This window comes from Bradyrhizobium macuxiense (genome assembly GCF_007993935.1).
GTDB classification, from domain to species: domain Bacteria; phylum Pseudomonadota; class Alphaproteobacteria; order Rhizobiales; family Xanthobacteraceae; genus Bradyrhizobium; species Bradyrhizobium macuxiense_A.
The window spans coordinates 165,281-182,500 of the sequence record NZ_VITY01000014.1 but is presented as its reverse complement, the minus strand read 5'-3'; the positions used below and the strand labels follow the sequence as shown (position 1 = coordinate 182,500).

General features: G+C 65.0%; 18 protein-coding genes (1 of these 18 running past the window's edge). 4 read left to right on the top strand and 14 right to left on the bottom strand.

Features of this window, described 5'->3' with window-relative positions; genetic code table 11:
• On the bottom strand, positions 1-460 hold the 5' portion of the coding sequence (locus FBZ93_RS31625; protein WP_146991335.1) for a TRAP transporter substrate-binding protein. Its footprint begins 629 nt before the window's first position; 460 of the gene's 1,089 nt are visible here — the first part of the coding sequence; the start codon lies at positions 458-460; its stop codon lies off the left edge, out of view.
• 308 nt (positions 461-768) lie between these two features.
• Between FBZ93_RS31625 and FBZ93_RS31620 the strand changes: the two genes are divergently transcribed.
• Positions 769-1,854 carry an NAD-dependent epimerase/dehydratase family protein gene (locus FBZ93_RS31620; RefSeq protein WP_146991334.1) on the top strand — a complete coding sequence of 362 codons (1,086 nt, stop codon included), beginning with the start codon at positions 769-771 and terminating at the stop codon, positions 1,852-1,854.
• 209 nt (positions 1,855-2,063) lie between these two features.
• On the opposite strand, the gene FBZ93_RS31615 is transcribed toward FBZ93_RS31620, so the two are convergent.
• The 5 genes from FBZ93_RS31615 to FBZ93_RS31595 form a co-directional block, all read right to left on the bottom strand.
• A complete protein-coding gene (locus FBZ93_RS31615; protein WP_146991333.1) occupies positions 2,064-3,371 on the bottom strand; it encodes an NAD(P)H-dependent oxidoreductase in 1,308 nt (435 codons plus the stop codon).
• Between the two features lie 109 nt (positions 3,372-3,480).
• On the bottom strand, positions 3,481-4,281 hold the full coding sequence (locus FBZ93_RS31610; RefSeq protein ID WP_146991332.1) for a phytanoyl-CoA dioxygenase family protein: 801 nt from the start codon (positions 4,279-4,281) through the stop codon (positions 3,481-3,483).
• Between the two features lie 116 nt (positions 4,282-4,397).
• Positions 4,398-5,072: a GntR family transcriptional regulator gene (locus FBZ93_RS31605; protein ID WP_146991331.1), complete on the bottom strand. Its 675-nt coding sequence runs from the start codon at positions 5,070-5,072 to the stop codon at positions 4,398-4,400.
• Between the two features lie 445 nt (positions 5,073-5,517).
• Positions 5,518-6,768, bottom strand: coding sequence for a M20/M25/M40 family metallo-hydrolase (locus FBZ93_RS31600; RefSeq protein ID WP_146991330.1), 1,251 nt, complete (start codon positions 6,766-6,768; stop codon positions 5,518-5,520).
• A 65-nt stretch (positions 6,769-6,833) separates the two neighbouring features.
• Positions 6,834-7,700, bottom strand: coding sequence for a sigma-70 family RNA polymerase sigma factor (locus FBZ93_RS31595; RefSeq protein WP_146991329.1), 867 nt, complete (start codon positions 7,698-7,700; stop codon positions 6,834-6,836).
• Between the two features lie 110 nt (positions 7,701-7,810).
• Here FBZ93_RS31595 and FBZ93_RS31590 point away from each other — a divergent pair, with 110 nt between their 5' ends.
• Complete coding sequence (locus tag FBZ93_RS31590) at positions 7,811-8,266, top strand: carboxymuconolactone decarboxylase family protein (RefSeq protein ID WP_146991394.1); 456 nt, start codon at positions 7,811-7,813, stop codon at positions 8,264-8,266.
• A 200-nt stretch (positions 8,267-8,466) separates the two neighbouring features.
• Here the strand turns inward: FBZ93_RS31590 and FBZ93_RS31585 are convergent, their stop codons facing one another.
• Entirely contained in the window at positions 8,467-9,276 is an 810-nt protein-coding gene (locus tag FBZ93_RS31585; protein WP_146991328.1) for an alpha/beta fold hydrolase, read from the bottom strand.
• 156 nt (positions 9,277-9,432) lie between these two features.
• Here FBZ93_RS31585 and FBZ93_RS31580 point away from each other — a divergent pair, with 156 nt between their 5' ends.
• Positions 9,433-9,975 carry a methylated-DNA--[protein]-cysteine S-methyltransferase gene (locus FBZ93_RS31580; protein ID WP_146991327.1) on the top strand — a complete coding sequence of 181 codons (543 nt, stop codon included), beginning with the start codon at positions 9,433-9,435 and terminating at the stop codon, positions 9,973-9,975.
• 59 nt (positions 9,976-10,034) lie between these two features.
• On the opposite strand, the gene FBZ93_RS31575 is transcribed toward FBZ93_RS31580, so the two are convergent.
• From FBZ93_RS31575 to FBZ93_RS31555, 5 genes are all read right to left on the bottom strand, one after another.
• Positions 10,035-10,907: an MBL fold metallo-hydrolase gene (locus FBZ93_RS31575; protein WP_146991326.1), complete on the bottom strand. Its 873-nt coding sequence runs from the start codon at positions 10,905-10,907 to the stop codon at positions 10,035-10,037.
• A 20-nt stretch (positions 10,908-10,927) separates the two neighbouring features.
• Positions 10,928-12,124 carry a serine hydrolase domain-containing protein gene (locus FBZ93_RS31570; protein WP_246667723.1) on the bottom strand — a complete coding sequence of 399 codons (1,197 nt, stop codon included), beginning with the start codon at positions 12,122-12,124 and terminating at the stop codon, positions 10,928-10,930.
• 17 nt (positions 12,125-12,141) lie between these two features.
• Positions 12,142-12,756: a glutathione S-transferase family protein gene (locus FBZ93_RS31565; RefSeq protein WP_146991325.1), complete on the bottom strand. Its 615-nt coding sequence runs from the start codon at positions 12,754-12,756 to the stop codon at positions 12,142-12,144.
• Between the two features lie 147 nt (positions 12,757-12,903).
• Entirely contained in the window at positions 12,904-13,746 is an 843-nt protein-coding gene (locus FBZ93_RS31560) for a fumarylacetoacetate hydrolase family protein (RefSeq protein ID WP_146991324.1), read from the bottom strand.
• 138 nt (positions 13,747-13,884) lie between these two features.
• Positions 13,885-14,733 (bottom strand): MBL fold metallo-hydrolase, encoded by an 849-nt coding sequence (locus tag FBZ93_RS31555; RefSeq protein ID WP_146991323.1) that lies wholly within the window; start codon positions 14,731-14,733, stop codon positions 13,885-13,887.
• Between the two features lie 120 nt (positions 14,734-14,853).
• Here FBZ93_RS31555 and FBZ93_RS31550 point away from each other — a divergent pair, with 120 nt between their 5' ends.
• Positions 14,854-15,267, top strand: a complete 414-nt coding sequence (locus tag FBZ93_RS31550; protein WP_146991322.1) for a DUF3775 domain-containing protein — start codon at positions 14,854-14,856, stop codon at positions 15,265-15,267.
• Between the two features lie 175 nt (positions 15,268-15,442).
• Here the strand turns inward: FBZ93_RS31550 and FBZ93_RS31545 are convergent, their stop codons facing one another.
• A complete protein-coding gene (locus FBZ93_RS31545) occupies positions 15,443-16,432 on the bottom strand; it encodes an NADPH:quinone reductase (protein ID WP_146991321.1) in 990 nt (329 codons plus the stop codon).
• Positions 16,429-17,211: an SDR family oxidoreductase gene (locus FBZ93_RS31540; protein ID WP_146991320.1), complete on the bottom strand. Its 783-nt coding sequence runs from the start codon at positions 17,209-17,211 to the stop codon at positions 16,429-16,431. The genes FBZ93_RS31545 and FBZ93_RS31540 overlap by 4 nt, the downstream gene beginning before the upstream one ends.
• Positions 17,212-17,220: the final 9 nt, after the last annotated feature.

Sequence of the window (17,220 nt, the reverse complement as noted above, 5' to 3'; positions counted from 1 at the left end):
CGCCGGTCGAGCCGGTCGGAATGCCGACGCAGTTGTATTCGCCGAGCAGATTGTTGATCAGATCGCTGCCGCCGCCCCATTGCAGCCAGGAAATATGCTGGCGCGTGTTGAGGCCGAATGGCAGCGACGTGCCGAATGTGAAAGCGGGATTCTTGCCCCAGTAATAATACAGCGCGGTGTTGCCCATCTCGACCGTGCCGTTGGAGACGGCGTCGAGCACCTGCAGGCCGGGCACGATCTCGCCGGCAGCGAACGACTGGATCTGGAATCGGTTGTCGGTGATTTCGGCGACGCGCTTGCAGAAGAATTCGCAGCCGCCATAGAGCGTATCGAGCGCCTTCGGCCAGCTTGCCGCGAGCCGCCACCTGACCTCGGGCATCGATTGCGCGACCGCGGGTGCGGCGACCGCCGTCGCGGCGAGCCCAACGCCGCCTGCCTTCAAGAAATCACGACGCTTCATGCGTAGCCCTCCTGTGTGCCGATGCCTCGACAAGGGGAACGATCTTGATGCCGTCTTTCTTCGCCGATCGATCGACGTTGCTGTGATGATGTGTCCGCTGGCCCTCGACGGGCTCTTGTGTGTGGAAATCCGCTTCGTCCGGTTCCCTCACTCAGGATGATCGTTTGCCGGCGGAAATCAAGCGTCGGCCTTGGTTGCAGTTGCGAAGGAAAATCGTCGCCGTTGGTCTCATCCGATACCCGCGCGGCGGGCTGCGGGCCCTGCCGCGATCTGCTACGCAGGAAGCGAGTTGATGGGAGTTCAAGGACATGGCTAACAAGAAAGTCGTGGTCGCCGGCGCGACCGGCCTCGTCGGCAACGCCGCCTTGCGACACTTCGGCGCATCCGACGATTGCGAGTGCATCGCGCTGTCGCGCCGCAAGCCGCGCGACCTCTACGGCGCGCAGCATGTGCGAATCGACCTGACCAATGCCGAGGATTGCCGCCGTGCCGCGGCCGAGCTCGCCGGTGCAACGCATCTGATCTATGCCGCGCTCTATGAGGCGCCGAGCCTAGTCGATGGCTGGCGCGACGCCGGGCAGATCGAAACCAACGACCGGATGCTGCGCAATCTGATGGGCGTGCTCGAGCCGGTCGCGCCTGATCTCAAGCATGTCGCGCTGCTGCAGGGCACAAAGGCCTATGGCGTGCATGTCCGGCCGCTGACGGTGCCGGCGCGCGAGGGGCGCTCGGAAATGTACGAGCAGCCGAATTTCTATTGGGCGCAGGAGAATTTCCTGCGCGAGTTGCAGCGCGGCAAAGGCTGGCACTGGAGCATCCTGCGTCCGGTGCTGATCATCGGCGAAGCCATGGGCGGTGCGATGGATTTGATCCCGCCGCTCGGCGTCTATGCGGCAATGCTGCGCGAGCAGGGCAGGCCGCTCGATTATCCCGGCGGCGCGCCGCGCGTCGCGCAGGCGGTCGACGTCGATCTCTTGGCGCGCGCGATCGGCTGGTCCGGTGAGGCCGAGAGCGCACGCAATGAAGCGTTCAACGTCACCAATGGCGACGTCTTCACCTGGGAAAATATCTGGCCGGCGGTCGCTGATGCGCTGGAGATGGCACCGGGCAAGCACGTGCCGCTGTCGCTGGCGCAGGAGTATCCGAAATGGATCCCGCCGTGGGACGAACTGCGCAGGAAGCACGATCTGATCGCGCCGGGTCTGGAAGAGTTCGTCGGCCTGTCGTTTCAATATGCCGATTACAGCATGCGCTACGGGCAGACCGAGTCCGGTCCGCCGTCGATCGTGTCGACGGTGAAGCTCAACCAGGCTGGCTTCACCGAGATGATGGATACCGAGGTGATGTTCCGGAAGTGGTTCAAGCTGGCGAAGGCGAGCCGGCTATTGCCGTGATGCCCCGAGCATTGCTCTATCGTCTCCCTCGCCCCGTTCTTACGGGGAGAGGGCGGGGTGAGGGGCCTCCATCCGGCGAGCACTTCGCTGCTTGTTGAGCAGTGTGCCTTGCCCCTCACCCGGATCGCATCTGCGATGCGATCCGACCTCTCCCCGTAAAGAACGGGGAGAGGTGAAAGAATTGCTGTTCGAGTGAATGGCCGGAAACGCTACCGCGAGAACGCCTGCTCCATCGCCTTGCGCGTCTTGATCGTGTCGTTGCGCTCGTCGACTTCGACGTCGCTCCAGCGCACCACGGCGCCATGGGCGACGTCGTTCTTCAGCTTGACCCGATGCGCGAGCCCGATCGGCAGCGCACCGGCGGTGAGGCTGGCGGAGGCCGGCATCAATTTGCCCCACACAGTGTAACCGCCTTCGCCGTCCAGCATCTCGCCGGCGCGCAGATTGCGTTTTGCCACCGAAGCGACGTCGCCGCGGAAGCCGCGCGGCTGGCCGGTCGGCTCGTTGCGCAGCGCGGCAGACAGCACCGAAATGTTCAGCTCGAGCCCGATCAGATGATACGGCTTGTACATCGCCGCATAGCGGCCGGACGCGTCGGTCTTGAGGCCATACTGCCTGAAGCAGTCGGCGGCATAGTCGTTCGGCGCCTCCAGCACCACATAGACGCCCCAGCGCAAATCGCGAAACACCGGACGGCCGTCGCGCTCCAGTGACGACACCACTTCGACGATGCCGGATTTCTCCAGCACGCCGCCCTTATCGCGGGGCCGCATCACATGCGGCAGGTCGTCGACGCCGCAGGGCGGAAACAGCAGGCCCTCCGACGGCACGTCGAGCGTGCAGGCGTTGGCGATCGCGGCCATCTCGATCGCGGATTTGGTGCCGTCGAGGAAGGAATTGAACATCTGCGGATTCATGCCGGCGGATTGCGCCTCGGCGGCGGTGAGCCCGTAATGCTGCCACACGCCCTCCGGCGTCACGTCGTGATAGGCCGGCAGGTATTTCGTGCCCTTGCCGGCGGCGACGACGCGGAAGCCCGTGGCGCGCGCCCAGTCGACCATCTCCGCCGTCAGCGCCGGCTGGTCGCCATAGGCGAGCGAATAGACCACGCCGGCCTTGCGCGCCTCCTCGGCGAGCAGCGGTCCCGCCAGCACGTCGGCCTCGACATTGACCATCACGACATGCTTGCCGGCGGCGATTGCCGCGCGGGCATGGCGGATGCCGACCGCGGGATTGCCGGTCGCTTCGACCACGACATCGAACGCGCCGCCGGCGATCGCACGCGCGCCGTCGTCAGTGAAGGTGGTCGCGCTGATCCGCGCGTCGTCCCAGCCGACCGTGCGGCAGGCCTCGCGGGCGCGGTCGCGGTCGAGGTCGACGATCACGGGCACCTCGAGCCCCGGCGTGTGCGGCACCTGCGACAGGAACATCGAGCCGAATTTTCCGGCGCCGATCAGGACGACGCGCACCGGCTTGCCGGCGCCGGCGCGGGTTTTGAGGAGATGGTGCAGGTTCATGATGCCTTCCAATCAAACAGAGTCGTTCCGGGGCGCGCGAAGCGCGAACCCGGAACCTCGAGATTCCGGGTTCGATACTTCGCATCGCCCCGGAATGACGATTGAGCAACTACTCCGCCGCTTGCCGCGGCGCACGGGCGAGCCGCAACAGCGCGTCGTCGGCCACGGTCTGGATCGGCGTGAAGTCGCGGTGCGCGATGTAGTCGGGCCGCGTCGGGGTGCGGATGTAGTTCGAGACCGCGTTCAGCGTCAAATAGACGATCTTGCGCGGATAGGGCGTGATGTTGCCGCTCGATCCGTGCACCAGATTGCCGTGGAACATCAGCATGCCGCCGGGCTTGCCGGTCGGCGCGACGATGCCGCCCTGTTTCACCAGACGCGTCACCGTCTCCTCGTCCAGCGTCCACAGCGGGTAGGACGTCGTTTCGAGATCGTGCGACGCCTTCAGATCGCCCGCGGTCTGGCTCTGCGGCACCAGCATCAGCGGGCCGTTGATCGGCATCACCTCGTCGAGGAAGATCGCGATGTTCATTGCGCGCGGCTCCGGCATGCCGTCGTCACGCTTCCAGGTGCCGTAATCCTGATGCCACTGCCAGACGTCGCCGGTGAAGGCTGCCTTCGCGTTGATCTTGAACTGATGCATGTAGACCTTCTCGCCGAACAGCTGCTCGATGGGGTCGATCATGCGCGGATGCGCGCCGAGGATGCCGAACGCCTCGTTGTAGAGATGCGCGGCGAATGCGGTGCGCGGCGCGCCGCTCTTCTCCCGCCACACCTCGGGGCGGTTGGCGTCATAGATCGAGACGGCTTCGCGCGCAAGGAAATCGACCTCCTCCTGGATGAACAGCTCGGGCAGGAACAGCCAACCTTCGTGGTGGAAAAATTCGACCTGCTCTTGGGTCAGTTTCATGGTGCTTTCCTCCTTTGATTGTTGTTGTCATTCCGGGGCGATGCGCAGCATCGAACCCGGAATCTCGAGATTCCGGGTCTGGTGCTGGCGCACCATCCCGGAATGACAGCTCAGTTTCACGCCGCCACGTCGATTGCCCTCAACTTCTCTTCCGTCATCCGTCCTGCCGTCTGAGCATGCGCAAGCGCTGCAGCTTCGGCAGCATGCGCATTGCCGGAGAAAATATGCGCACCGATGGTCTCGTGTTCGGTCCAGGCGCTGTCGCGATAATCGAGTTCGGCGAGCACGGTCGCCATCGAGCGGCGCATATGCGGCCATTGCGGCGCGATCATTTCCTCGATCGCGGAATTGCCGGCCAGCCGGTAGATCGCGCTGTGGAAGTCGACGTCGAGCGCGATCAGGCGCGCCAGCGGCGCGTTGTCGTCGATCGCGCGTCCGGCTTCGAGCGCGCTTTCGAGCTGCGCGCGTGCCGCGGCATCCGCTTTCACGCGCGTTGCGGCAAGCCGGGCCGCCAGCGCGTCGATGGCGCCGCGCACTTCATAGAGCTCGCGGATGCGCTGCGGATCGAGCTGCGTCACCTCGAAGCCGCGCTTGCCGCTTTCCGCGACGAGGCCCTGACGATGCAACAGATGCAGCGCGTGCGAGATCGGCTGCCGCGAGACGCCGAGCTTTTCCGCAAGTTCGTTCTGAGTGATGCGCTGGCCGGGCAGCAGCGAGCGGTCGATGATCGCTTCGAGCAATCGCCCATAGACCTGGTCGATGAGGTTCGGAAGCGGGTCCAACGGGATCATGCCGGCGGTCCAAATTGGAATACGGAATTCCGTGTTCAGAAGAGAAGCTAGTGTGGATTGCAGGAAGGGTCAAGGCTCCAGTTTGCGATAGCGCTAAGCGACTGAAGCAGTGCAGTTTTCGCGCTGAGCGCGAGATGCGGTCGAGCCGTTGGCCGCGGTGACTGACCAGTTCTCAATCGGCGAGCGGAGCAAGCGGCACCCCTCTCCCTGACCCTCCCCCGCAAGGGGGGAGGGAACGGAGAGAACCCGCGTCGTAGGAACTATCCCGGCTGCTTCGGCGAAACGACTGAGTGCCGGAACGTGAGGTGAGCACGCTCGTCGGCTCCCTCCCCCGTTGCGAGGGAGGGTGGGGAGAGGGGTGGCCGCGAACTCCAGCGCGAAACATCAGCGCTGCTCAATCGGCACACAATTGCTGCTGCGAAATCCGCCGAAGCGCTTTCGCCCGCTACTTCGCCTTGCCCAGCTCCATCAGCATTCGCGTCATCAGATAGAGCCGCGGCACGATCGAGTTGGTGTCGATGTACTCGTCGCGGGCGTGATAACCCCAGCCGGCGAGGCCGAAGCTTTCGACCACGATCGCCTTGCCGCTGCGTGCGGCATAGCCGGCGTCGGTCGCGCCGCCGGTCATCTCGGCGATATCGAGTGTGCGTCCGAGCTCGGCATAGATCGCCTGTCCCTGCTTGGCGAGCGCGCGGCCGCGATCGTCCGCGACGAAGGGCGGACGGCCTGCGACGACCTTCACGCTCACTTCGGTGTCCGGGATCAGTCTGTCCTTCACCTTCTCGTCGAGCGCGGCCTGCAGCTTTTGCACGCCGTCCGGAATGGTGAGACGGATGTCGGCGCCGGCAGAGGCGTGATCGGGGATCTGGTTGCGCACGGTGCCGGCCTTCGCGGTGGTCCAGTTCAGCTGCGTGCCCGGAATCGATTTCGCGACGTCCTGGGTCTGCAGCAATTGATGCGCGAGCTCGATCAGCGCGTTGCGGCCGAGCTGCGGCGCGGCGCCGGCATGCGAGGCTTTGCCCTTCACATCCAGCGTGCCGGTCGCGGTGCCGCTGGCGCCGAGCAGCAGGCTCTCATTCCTGGCGACCGGCGGCGCCACCGTCGGCTCGCAGGACAGCACCAGGTCGTGCTGGTCGGCGAGTTCGGCGATGATCTCGCCGGAGCCGATCGAGCCGACCTCCTCATCCGGATTGAACGACACGGTGAGCTTGGCGTAGTCGCGCCAGCCCGCATCGTTCAGGATCTTCAGCGAATGCAGGATGACGGCGATGCCGCCCTTGTCGTCGGCAATGCCGGGTCCGTAGATCCGGTTGCCATCGACCTTGTAGGGCTGGGTGTCGAGGATGCCGTGCTCGTACACCGTATCCATATGCGCGATCAGCATCAGCTTCTTGCTGCCGGTGCCGTCGAAGGTGCCGATCACCATGTCGGCGCCGGCGCCCTTCGTGGTCTTGCGCCGTTCGGTCTTGGCGCCGAGCGCCTTCAGCCGCGCTTCGGTGTAGTCGGCCATCTTCTTCAGGCCTTCGACGTCGCTGGAGCCCGACTCGATCAGCACCATGTCGTGCAGGCTTTCGATCACCGCCGGCTGGGCCTGCTCGGCCGCCGTACGCAGTTTTTCGTCCGCGGCGGCAAAAGCGGAGGACGAGGCGAGGGCGAGCAGGCCGGCCGACGCGAGCAATTTGACGGATAGTTTCATGATCGTCCTCCCAGCATGAGCGCAGGGAGGACACTAGCATCGCGACTTGGCTGCCTCCAGCCGGGTCAGCTGCGATCGAGCACCTCGACATCGAAGGTCTCGATCTCGGTGGCATTGGCGGTCGCATCGATCGCCGCGATCCTATCGCCCGATATCGTGACCCGCAGCACGATCCGCAGTGCGCCGCCGAGGATGACGGCAACGCCGATCTCGCCGTCGACCAGCGCCGGCCTTGCCGCCTGCGCGCGACCCTTGAAGCTTTCGGCGACCGCCGTGGCGCCGCGGATCACCGGCAGCGAGCCGAGCCGCTGCGCCGCCTGGTCGGCGCGTACCACGACGTCGGGCGCGAGCACCGCAAGCAGCCCTTCGAAGTCGCCGTTGCGGGACGCGGCGAGGAAGGCCTCGACGATGCCGCGCTGCCGGCTGAGATCGGGATCCGGCGCGGGGGGCGTGTCCTGCACGCGGCGTCTGGCGCGGCTGGCGAGTTGCCGCGCGGCGGCCGGCGTGCGCCCGACGATCGGTGCGATCTCCTCGAACGGCACCGCGAACATGTCGTGCAATACGAACGCCAGCCGCTCGGCCGGCGCCAGCGTCTCCAGCACCACCAGCAGCGCCGCGCCGACGGAGTCAGCCATCTCGGTCTCGCGCTCCGACGGATTGTCCGCGACCGGCTCCGGCACGTGCGGACCGATCGGCTCCTCGCGGCGCGATTTGCGCGAACGCAGCATGTCGAGGCAGATCCGCGCGATCACCGTGGTCAGCCAGCCGCCGAGATTGTCGACCGCGGAAGCATCGGTGCGGCCGAGCCGCAGCCAGGCCTCCTGCACGGCATCGTCGACCTCGGCGGTCGAGCCCAGCATGCGGTAGGCCACCGCCCGCAGGCGCGGCCGGTTGGCCTCGAACTGTTCCGCCAGAAATTTCTTCTCGTCCATCGGTCACATTCCCTTGGTCCGCTCCGTCATGGCCATGACGAACGAAGCCAGGCCGATGTGACAGCAGATCGGCGCGGCGGCGTCAAAAGGCAAATCAGGAGAGCAATATGATGAAAGCCCGCATGAACCACCCGGTGATGGTTGTTCCCGATGCCATGAAGGCGCTGCAGGCGCTCAGCGAGAGCACCAAGCCGGCCCTGCCGGAAAAGCTGCTCGAACTGATCAATCTGCGCGCCAGCCAGATCAACGGCTGCAGCGTCTGCGTCGACATGCACCCAAAGCTTGCCCGGCGCGCCGGCGAGACCGACGAGCGGCTGTTCGCGGTCGGTGCCTGGCGCGACACGCCCTATTTCACCGATGCCGAGCGCGCTGCGCTGGCGCTGACCGAAGCGGTGACCCGGCTCAGCGACCGCGAGGACCCGGTGACGGACGCGGTGTGGGACGAGGCCGCCAAGCACTTCGACGAGCAGCAGCTCGCGTCCCTGGTGCTCGGCATTGCGGCGATCAACGTCTGGAATCGGCTGAATGTCGCCGTGCGGCAGCCGGTCGGTGCGTGGAAGGTGTGATCTTCTTCCTCTCCCCGTGCTTGGGAAAGGATCTGCGGCTTGCTCACTGCACCTCTCCCCTTGTGGGAGAGGTCGGATCGCATCGACAGATGCGATCCGGGTGAGGGGTCTGTCTCTGCGGAGAGAAACCCCTCACCCGGCACGATGTCGCTGCGCACCATCGTGCCACCCTCTCCCACAAGGGGAGAGGGTACACCGCCTCAGCCTGCCAAAAACTCCAGCACGATCTCGCAGTAACGCTGCGGGGCCTGCTCGAACATCGGATGCGTGGTGCCCGGGATCATCTCGGTGCGCGAACCCTTCACGTTAGCGGCAAGGGCGTGCAGCACCTTCGGCAGCACGCCCTTGGTGTTCGCGCCACCAATGAATAGCGTCGGCGTCTTGATCGCCTCCGCATCGACCTTCGAGAAGGGCGGGCGCTGGTCGCGGGTCTGGCCGATCAGCGTGGTCGCATTGTCGCGCAACAGTTGCTTCGAGGTCGCCGGAATCCGCTTCCAGGCGCCGGGTCCCTCGAGTGCGTCCATGAAGATCTGCAAACCGCCGTCGATATCGCCCTTGGCGATTTCCGCCGCACATGCCGCGAAGCGTGCCGCCAGCGGCGAGGGGCCCGGCTTGAAATCCGGATCGAGGGTTTCGTCGAGCTCGCCGCCGGGTTCGGCGAGGATCAGCTTGCGCAGCAGGTCCGGCCGCCGCTGCGCGGCGCGGAAGCAGATGTGGCCGCCGCGGGAATGCCCCATCAGGTCGACCGGTTTGGTATCAAAGGCCTCGATGAAGGCGATGACGTCGTCGACATGCTGTGCGATCGAATAGCTGTCGCCAACGCCGTCCCAATGCGCCGGGAAGAAGTGCCGCAGGCTGACCGCGATCACGCGATGATGGCGCGTCAGCGGGCCGAGCACCGCCGACCAGATCCGGAAATCGCATAGCGAGCCGTGCACGCAGACCAGCGGCGGGCCCTCTCCGATATCGAGATAGGGCATGTCGAAACCGTTGACGTGGAGGCTGTGCATTTGGGGCTCGCGGAGCGGAGGAGATGTTGTTGATTTAGCCGAAGTTCCCACGGAATTCGGGTGGATAGCAACATTCTCCAAGCCTAGATTTCAGATCAACGGCAGGCTCAAAGATATGAGCCGAATGAATATATGAAGGAACATCTGGAGCGAGCCATGACCGGCCAGCATTATGCAATCTTCGAGACCATGATCGGCGCCTGCGGCGTCGTCTGGGGCGAGCACGGCGTCACCGGCGTGCAGCTGCCGATGGGCACAGAGGAGAAGACCCGCAAGCGGATCTTTCAGCGCAACGGCGACGTTACCGAGGCGGCCCCGCCGGCCGAGGTGCAGCACGCGATCGACGGCATGATCGAGCTGCTTGCCGGCAAGCCGAACGACCTCGCCGACATCGTGCTCGATCTCGACGGCGTCCCGGAGTTCAACCGCGGCGTCTACGACATCGCGCGCAAGATTCCGCCGGGCAAGACCATGACCTATGGCGACATCGCCAAGCAGCTCGGCGGCGTCGAATTGTCGCGCGACGTCGGCCAGGCCCTGGGCCGCAACCCGTGCCCGATCGTGGTGCCCTGCCACCGGGTGCTTGCGGCCGGCAACAAGCCGGGCGGCTTCTCGGCCAATGGCGGCGTGGTGACCAAGCTGAAGATGCTGCAGATCGAAGGCGCGGTGGTGAACCACACGCCGAGCCTGTTCGATTGAGGAAGAAGCACCCTCCCCTTGAGGGACCCTTGAGGGGGAGGGTGAAGCGGACAAGCGCGCTAGCTCACCGTCTCGCAGACAAACCCGTTGCCCTTCCGCCTGACCTTCCCCACCGACGGCGAGGGGAAGTGCGCGGGGCAACACAGCGTGTCGGTGTCGCAATAGCGCTCGAGGAAGCCGCGCCGCGTCTTTGCGGCCTGCGCCGGGTCGACGTCGAATTTCGGCGACAGCTCCGGATAGAGCGCCTGGATCGGCGAGTGCATCAAATCGCCGGCAAACACCGCATCGTCCTTGCCGCGGCCGAAGGTGAAGGCGACGTGGCCCGGGGTGTGGCCGGGCGTCGGCAGGACGCGCATGTGATCGCCGATCGCAAAATCATTGCCGACGAGCTCGGCCCGCTTGGCTTCGACCACCGGCAGCACGCTGTCGACGAACGGCGGCACCTCCGCCTTCGCATTGGTCGCGGTCCAGTAGTCGAACTCGGCCTTGTCGAACACGTAGCGCGCGTTGGGGAAGGTCGGCACCCAGCGCCCGTTCTCGAGCCGCGTATTCCAGCCGACATGATCGACATGCAGATGCGTGCACATCACATAGTCGATGTCATCGACCGAGAAGCCGGCCGACGCGAGGCCGCGCAGATAGCGGTCGTCGGTCTTCATGTTCCAGGTCGGCCGCGTCGGCCGCGGCTTGTGATTGCCGATGCAGCTGTCGATCAGGATGGTGTGGTGCGGCGTCTTCACGATGTAGGACTGGAACGCCAGGATCAGCGTATCGCTGTCGTCGAGCGCGCCGGCGGCCTTCATCCAGGCGCGGTTCTCCGCAAGCAGCTCCGGTGTCAGCCCGGGCAGCATGTCGTTCGCGGGCAGGAACCTGCCTTCCTCCTCCACGATACGATGAATGGTGAGATCGCCGGCGGCAAATTTCAGGCTCATGAGTGATTCCTTGGATAGGATCAGTGCGCGTCGCGCACGGCGGGAATGATGATGTTGGCGAGGATATCCATCGCCGCAAGGCCTTCCTTCGGCTGGCCGTACTGGGCTGCCGTCGTCATCATCACAAGATCGAGATCGGGCACGACGATAATGCGCTGGCCGCCCCAGCCGAAGGCGCCGACCCATCTCACTTCCTTACCCTCGGACAGAGACCGGCCGACCCACCATTGATAGCCGTAGAACAGCGTGCCGCCGAAATAGCCGACCGCCTGGAAGCGCGGTGCGATCGATTGCGCGATCCAGTCCGCCGAGATGATCCGCTGTCCGTTCCACATACCGCGATCGAGCATCAATTGACCGATCTTCGCGGCGTCGCGTGGGCGCAGGCGGAGGCCGGCGGCTGCGGCGATCTTTCCGTTCTTGTAGGTCTTCCATTCGAGATCGGTGATACCGAGCGGCTGGAACAGCGTCTCGCGCGCGAAGGCTTCGAGTGGTTTGCCGGAGACCTGTTCAAGGATGTTGCCGAGCAGATCGGTACCGCCGCCACTGTAATTCCACAGCGTGTCCGGCGGCGCTATGATCGGCTTGCCCAGCACGTAGCCGATCGGATCGGCATCAAAGGCCAAGTGCGGCTCGTCGTTGTCGGGATGGGTCCAGGGCAGCGTCTCGTCCCATTTGATGCCCGACGACATCGTCAGCAGATGGCGCAGCGTGATTGCGTCCCATCCGGCCGACTTTACCGACCGATGGTCGGGGAAGAATTTCACGATGGGCTCGTCGGTGCTCGCGATCAGCTTGCGGTCGATGGCGATGCCGACCAGCAGCGACGTCACACTCTTCGATGCCGGACGCATGTCGTGCCTGGTCGTCGCCGTGAATTCGATGCGGCCCTCCGGATAGCCCCACGGCTGGTCGATGCCGGAAAAATATTGCTCGAACACCAGTCGTCCATGGCGCGCCACGACCACGGAATGCACCTCGCTGCTGCGCAAGCCGAGCCGCGCAGCGATGCCGCACAGCCGCGCGCCATCCATGCCGACGCTCTCAGGCGCGGCAATCGTCCAGCCGTCGTCGAGCGCGGCCGGCGATCCGCAAGGATGATCCTGTTGTCCGGGTGTCATATCGTCGGCCCTCAGATTGGTGAATGAGGCCGTCAACGCGAGCGCGAGGCTCGCGCCGAGAACGAGCAAGCGGGGGAAGCGATGGCGCATCGTCATTCCCCCGCAATCCGCTGCTACGCCGCAGGCGGCGCCGAGATCTTCACCGACGGCCGTTCCTGCATGCGTTGGTAGAAGGCGTCGAGCTTGGGATAGGCCTTGCGCCAGCCGCAATCGGCGAAGCGGAAGTCGGCATAGCCGAGCACGCAGACAAGGCCGATCTGTGCGATGTCGAACGACGAGCCATCCAGCACGTCGGGCCGGTTCTCGAACCGTGCCATGCCGGCCCAGGCCCTGTTCCAGTGATCGTCGTACCAGGCCTGCCACAGCGAGCCCTGCGGCCGCACCATCTTCTCGTAGCGGCACAGCAGCATGGAATCGAGCATGCCGTTGAGCAGCGATTGATCGGTCTTCAGCTTCCAGCGCCGCGGGCCGTAGCCCGGGATCAGCCGGCCGCCGCCGATCTCGTTGAGATATTCGACTATGACGTAGGAATCCAGGATCACATCGCCATGGTCGAGGATCAGCACAGGCAGCTTCTTCAGCGGCGTGATCTTGGAATATTCGTCGTTGGCCGTGCCCGGCGCGACGGTGGCCGGTACGAACTCGATCTTGTCGATCAGACCGAGCTCGATCGCCGCGATACGCACCTTGCGGGCGAACGGGGAGGCGGGGGAGAAGGTGAGTTTCATTGCAGGCTCCTCGCTAGAGCTATCGCATTGATGTGTCATTGCGAGGAGCGAAGCGACGAAGCAATCCATTCACCCGCTTGCTTGGATAGATGGATGGCTTCGCTTCGCTCGCAATGACGTGGTCGCACCGGTGTTCGGCGCCGAACCTCAAGCCGCGACGATTTCCTGGCGTTGCTCGCCGAGGCCCTCGATGCCGAGCGTCACGACGTCGCCGACATTGAGGAAGGTCGGCGGCTTCATGCCAAGGCCGACGCCGGGCGGGGTGCCCGTGGTGATGATGTCGCCGGGCAGCAGCGTCATGAACTGCGAGACGTAGGAAATGCACTTCGCCATCGTGAAAATCATGGTCTTGGTCGAGCCGGTCTGGCGGCGCTTGCCGTTGACGTCGAGCCACATCGACAGGTTCTGCACGTCGGCGATCTCGTCCTTGGTGGCGAGCCACGGGCCGACCGGACCGAACGTGTCGTGCGACTTGCCCTTGGTCCATTGTCCGAGGCGCTCGGTCTGGAAGTTGCGCTCGGAGACGTCGTTGCAGACGCAATAGCCGGCGACGTAATTGAGCGCGTCGGCTTCCGAGACGTACTTGGCGCGGGTGCCGATGATCGCGGCGATCTCGACTTCCCAGTCCAGCTTGGTCGAGCCGCGCGGCTTCTCGACCGCATCGTTGGGGCCGGACAGCGAGGTATTCGCCTTCATGAAGATGATCGGTTCGGTCGGGATCGCCGCGCCGGTTTCCTTGGCGTGGTCGGAGTAGTTCAGGCCGATCGCGACGAACTTCGAGATGCCGGTGACGGGGGCGCCGAAGCGCGGCTTGCCGGAGACGGCGGGCAGGGAGGCGGGATCGAGGGCAGAAAGCTTCTTCAGGGATTCCGGCGCGTAGGCTTCGCCGGTGAGGTCCTTCAGATGGGCCGAGAGGTCGCGGAGCTGGCCGGATTTATCGATCAGACCGGGCTTTTCCGCACCCTTTTCGCCATAACGAACAAGCTTCATATCGATCACTCCCTACGGTGTCTTGAGGATTGTTACTGGTATACCTCGACACGCTTCATGGAACAGCGCGGGCGGAAATTCAACCACCATGAGGCCGCTGCATTGCTGCTAAGCCTTATTTCAAGGCCGGTTCGGGCGTTACCCCAGTGCGACGAACCTGAAGGCATCGCCATCGCGCTTGATGTGCCCGGCGTTGAAATGTCCGCCGATCACCAGCGCCGGCGTATCGGCAAAGCGTGAGAACAGCTCGCGCCGCGTCACGGCCGATTGCTTCTGGTCGGAATCCGCGGTCGACGACCAGTCGAGGTGATACATCTGGCAGGGATGATGGGCGACGTCGCCGGTCAGCAGCCCTTGCTCGCCGCCGGACTTGACGTGGATGCTCATGTGGCCGGGGCTGTGACCCGGCGTCGGGATCAGCGTGATCTCCTCTGTCAGGCGGTGATCGCTCGGCACCAGATCGGCCTTGCCGGCATCCGCGATCGGCTTCACTGAATCGGCGAACACGGCGGCATGTGCGGGATCGTCGCTGTGGTCGCGCCAATGCTCGAATTCGGTCTTGCCGAACACGTAGCGCGCATTGGCGAAGGTCGGCACCCATTTGCCGCCGACAAGTTTCGTGTTCCAGCCGACATGGTCGACATGCAGATGCGTGCACAGCACGGTGTCGATGCTTTCAGGGGCAAATCCGGCCGCGGTCAGCTTCTCCAGGAACGGATCGCTGCGGTTGTTCCAGGTCGGCACATTGCGGCCCTGCTTGTCGTTGCCGAGCCCGGTGTCGACGATGATGCGGTGCTCCGGCGTTTCCACCAGCAGCGAATGGATCGACATTTTCAGCCGGCCGTCCTCGTTGGCGAAATGCGGAATCAGCCAGGGCAGGCTCTGAATCTCTTCCCGGCCGGCGAGCGGCAGGATGAAGCGCGTGCTGCCGACGGTCTCGAGTTCGACGACCTTGGTGATCCTGACCTTGCCTACGGTCCAATGCATGCGGCGTGCCCTCTGCTTTTTTGTTTCTCTCACCGGACCATGCGGGTTTCCGCGCGGCGGCGCAATGGATCAAGTCGGCGCCTCCTGCGTTACCGCCTCGTTGGACCAAGGAGTGCGCGCATGCCGGAACTCACAATCTCCCCCGAAAAGGTTGGCTTCTTGATCGAGAAGGCGCGGGAATTCGACGTCAAGGAGGGGATCGTCGATCCGGACTCCGGCTCGAACGGCGCCGACGACGAGATGATCGACGTGCTGGAGGACGACGGCAACGATCCGGTGGCGCGTGAGATCACTGGCTTCATCGACGCGCTGAGCGAGGATGAGCAGGTCGATCTCGTCGCCTTGATGCGGCTCGGCCGCGGCGACGGCACGATCGAGGAATGGGCCGATCTTCGTCGCGAAGCCGCGCGCGGCCGCAACGGCCGTACCGCAAGCTATCTATTGGGCGAGCCGATGCTCGGCGATTTCCTTGCAGAAGGGCTCGACGAGTTCGGTCTCGCGCCCGCCGACGAGCGCACCACGCCGATTCATTAAGAAGCAGAAGCCGCTTGCTCACTCTACCTCGCCCCGCTTGCGGGGAGAGGTCGGATCGCATCGTCAGATGCGATCCGGGTGAGGGGGAGTCTCGGCATGTTCAGCTATCACCTTCTTCGCGGTGAAAGCCCCTCACCCCAACCCTCTCCTCGCAAGAACGGGGAGAGGGAGAAGACTATCGCGCGCAGTCGACGATCACGGTGCCGATCTTGTCGCCCTTCTCGACGGCGAGATGGGCCTCGGCGGTCTCGGCGAGCGCGAATTGACCTGCGATGTTGTGCACGCGGGTGCCCGACTCTAGCCACTTCGTGATGTCGGCCTGCGCGGTGGCGAGCAGCGGCGGCGGCAGCGCGAACAGCACCAGCGAGCGCACCGTGATGCACTTCTCCATCAGTTCGCGCACCGGCAGCGTCGGCGTGCGGTTGCCGTTGGTGGCGTAGACCGCGATCGTCGAATTCGGCGCCATGAGCTTCAGCGTGGTGGCGAGATTGCCGCCGAAATCGACGTCGATCACGCGGTCGACCCCGCGGTTCTCGGTGAAGCCCATCACCTTGGAGACGACGTCCTCGGTCCGGTAGTTGACGACCATGTCGGCGCCGCCAAGCCGCGCCTCGACGTCCTTGACTTGCGAACTGACCGTCGCAATCACCCGCGCGCCGCCCCACTTTGCCAGTTGCACGGCATAGTGGCCGACCGCGCCGGCGCCGCCGGTGACCAGCACCGTCTGTCCGGCGATCGGTCCGTCGGCAAACAGCGCGCACCACGCCGTCATGCAGGGAATGCCGAGCGTAGCGCCAGCCGCGAACGAGACGTCCTGCGGAAGCGGCGTCACCAGGTAATCGGCAAGCGTAATGTATTCGGCCGCGGTGCCGAAGGCGCGGCCGTTGCGCTGGCCGTTGAACAGCCAGACGCGGTCGCCGAAGGCAAAGCGCGTGACGCCTTCACCGACCTGATCGATGATCCCGGCGCCGTCGCTGTTCGGGATCACGCGTGGAAATTCCATCGCGCGATAGTTGCCGCTGCGGCGGCCGACATCGGCCGGATTGACGCCGGAGGCCTCGAGACGAACCCGGACTTCGCCAGGGCCGGCGTCGGGCGTCGGCATCTCGCCGACGGTGAGCACCGTCGGCGCCGCGCCGGCCCGTTCGTACCAAACAGCTCTCATAACGTACCCGGGAAGGCGCCGCCATCGAGCAGGATGTTCTGCCCGGTGATGAAGCCGGCCTTGTCGCCGCACAGGAACGCGCAAGCGTAGCCGAATTCGTCGGGACGGCCGAAGCGGCCGGCGGGATTCAGCTTGGCGCGCTCGCTCAGCACCTGGTCGGCCGAGATGCCGCGTTTCTCGGCCTCGGGCTTGGCGGTGCCGCGCAGACGGTCGGTGTCGAACGGGCCCGGCAGCAGGCCGTTGATGGTGACGTTGTTGATCACGGTCTTGCGCGACAGGCCGGCGACGAAGCCGGTGAGACCGGCGCGCGCGCCGTTGGACAGGCCGAGGATCTCGATCGGCGCCTTCACCGCCGCCGAGGTGATGTTGACGATGCGGCCGAACTTGCGCGCCATCATGCCGTCGACGGTCGCCTTGATCAGTTCGATCGGCGTCAGCATGTTGGCGTCGATCGCCTTGATCCAGTCGTCGCGGGTCCAGTTGCGGAAATCGCCGGGCGGCGGGCCGCCGGCATTGTTGATCAGGATGTCCGGCTCGGGGCAGGCCTTGAGCACCGCTTCGCGGCCGGCCGGGGTGGTGATGTCGCCGACGATCTCGGTGACGGTGACGCCGGGATGACCTTTACGAATCTCGTCGGCGGTCTGCTTCAGCGCCTCGGCGCCGCGCGCCGTCAGCGTGACATGCACACCCTCATTGGCGAGCGCGATCGCGCAGGCGCGGCCCAGTCCCTTGCTCGATGCGCAGACGATGGCGCGGCGGCCTTTGATTCCAAGATCCACGTGTTCACT

Coding starts and splice junctions, on each gene's coding strand:
- FBZ93_RS31615 (WP_146991333.1), bottom strand. CDS start 3,371: ATGAACCTGCACCATCTCCTCAAAACCCGCGCCGGCGCCGGCAAGCCG.
- FBZ93_RS31580 (WP_146991327.1), top strand. CDS start 9,433: ATGACCGGCCAGCATTATGCAATCTTCGAGACCATGATCGGCGCCTGC.
- FBZ93_RS31575 (WP_146991326.1), bottom strand. CDS start 10,907: ATGAGCCTGAAATTTGCCGCCGGCGATCTCACCATTCATCGTATCGTG.
- FBZ93_RS31600 (WP_146991330.1), bottom strand. CDS start 6,768: ATGAAACTATCCGTCAAATTGCTCGCGTCGGCCGGCCTGCTCGCCCTC.
- FBZ93_RS31570 (WP_246667723.1), bottom strand. CDS start 12,124: ATGACGATGCGCCATCGCTTCCCCCGCTTGCTCGTTCTCGGCGCGAGC.
- FBZ93_RS31590 (WP_146991394.1), top strand. CDS start 7,811: ATGAAAGCCCGCATGAACCACCCGGTGATGGTTGTTCCCGATGCCATG.
- FBZ93_RS31560 (WP_146991324.1), bottom strand. CDS start 13,746: ATGAAGCTTGTTCGTTATGGCGAAAAGGGTGCGGAAAAGCCCGGTCTG.
- FBZ93_RS31585 (WP_146991328.1), bottom strand. CDS start 9,276: ATGCACAGCCTCCACGTCAACGGTTTCGACATGCCCTATCTCGATATC.
- FBZ93_RS31610 (WP_146991332.1), bottom strand. CDS start 4,281: ATGAAACTGACCCAAGAGCAGGTCGAATTTTTCCACCACGAAGGTTGG.
- FBZ93_RS31545 (WP_146991321.1), bottom strand. CDS start 16,432: ATGAGAGCTGTTTGGTACGAACGGGCCGGCGCGGCGCCGACGGTGCTC.
- FBZ93_RS31565 (WP_146991325.1), bottom strand. CDS start 12,756: ATGAAACTCACCTTCTCCCCCGCCTCCCCGTTCGCCCGCAAGGTGCGT.
- FBZ93_RS31620 (WP_146991334.1), top strand. CDS start 769: ATGGCTAACAAGAAAGTCGTGGTCGCCGGCGCGACCGGCCTCGTCGGC.
- FBZ93_RS31550 (WP_146991322.1), top strand. CDS start 14,854: ATGCCGGAACTCACAATCTCCCCCGAAAAGGTTGGCTTCTTGATCGAG.
- FBZ93_RS31595 (WP_146991329.1), bottom strand. CDS start 7,700: ATGGACGAGAAGAAATTTCTGGCGGAACAGTTCGAGGCCAACCGGCCG.
- FBZ93_RS31605 (WP_146991331.1), bottom strand. CDS start 5,072: ATGATCCCGTTGGACCCGCTTCCGAACCTCATCGACCAGGTCTATGGG.
- FBZ93_RS31555 (WP_146991323.1), bottom strand. CDS start 14,733: ATGCATTGGACCGTAGGCAAGGTCAGGATCACCAAGGTCGTCGAACTC.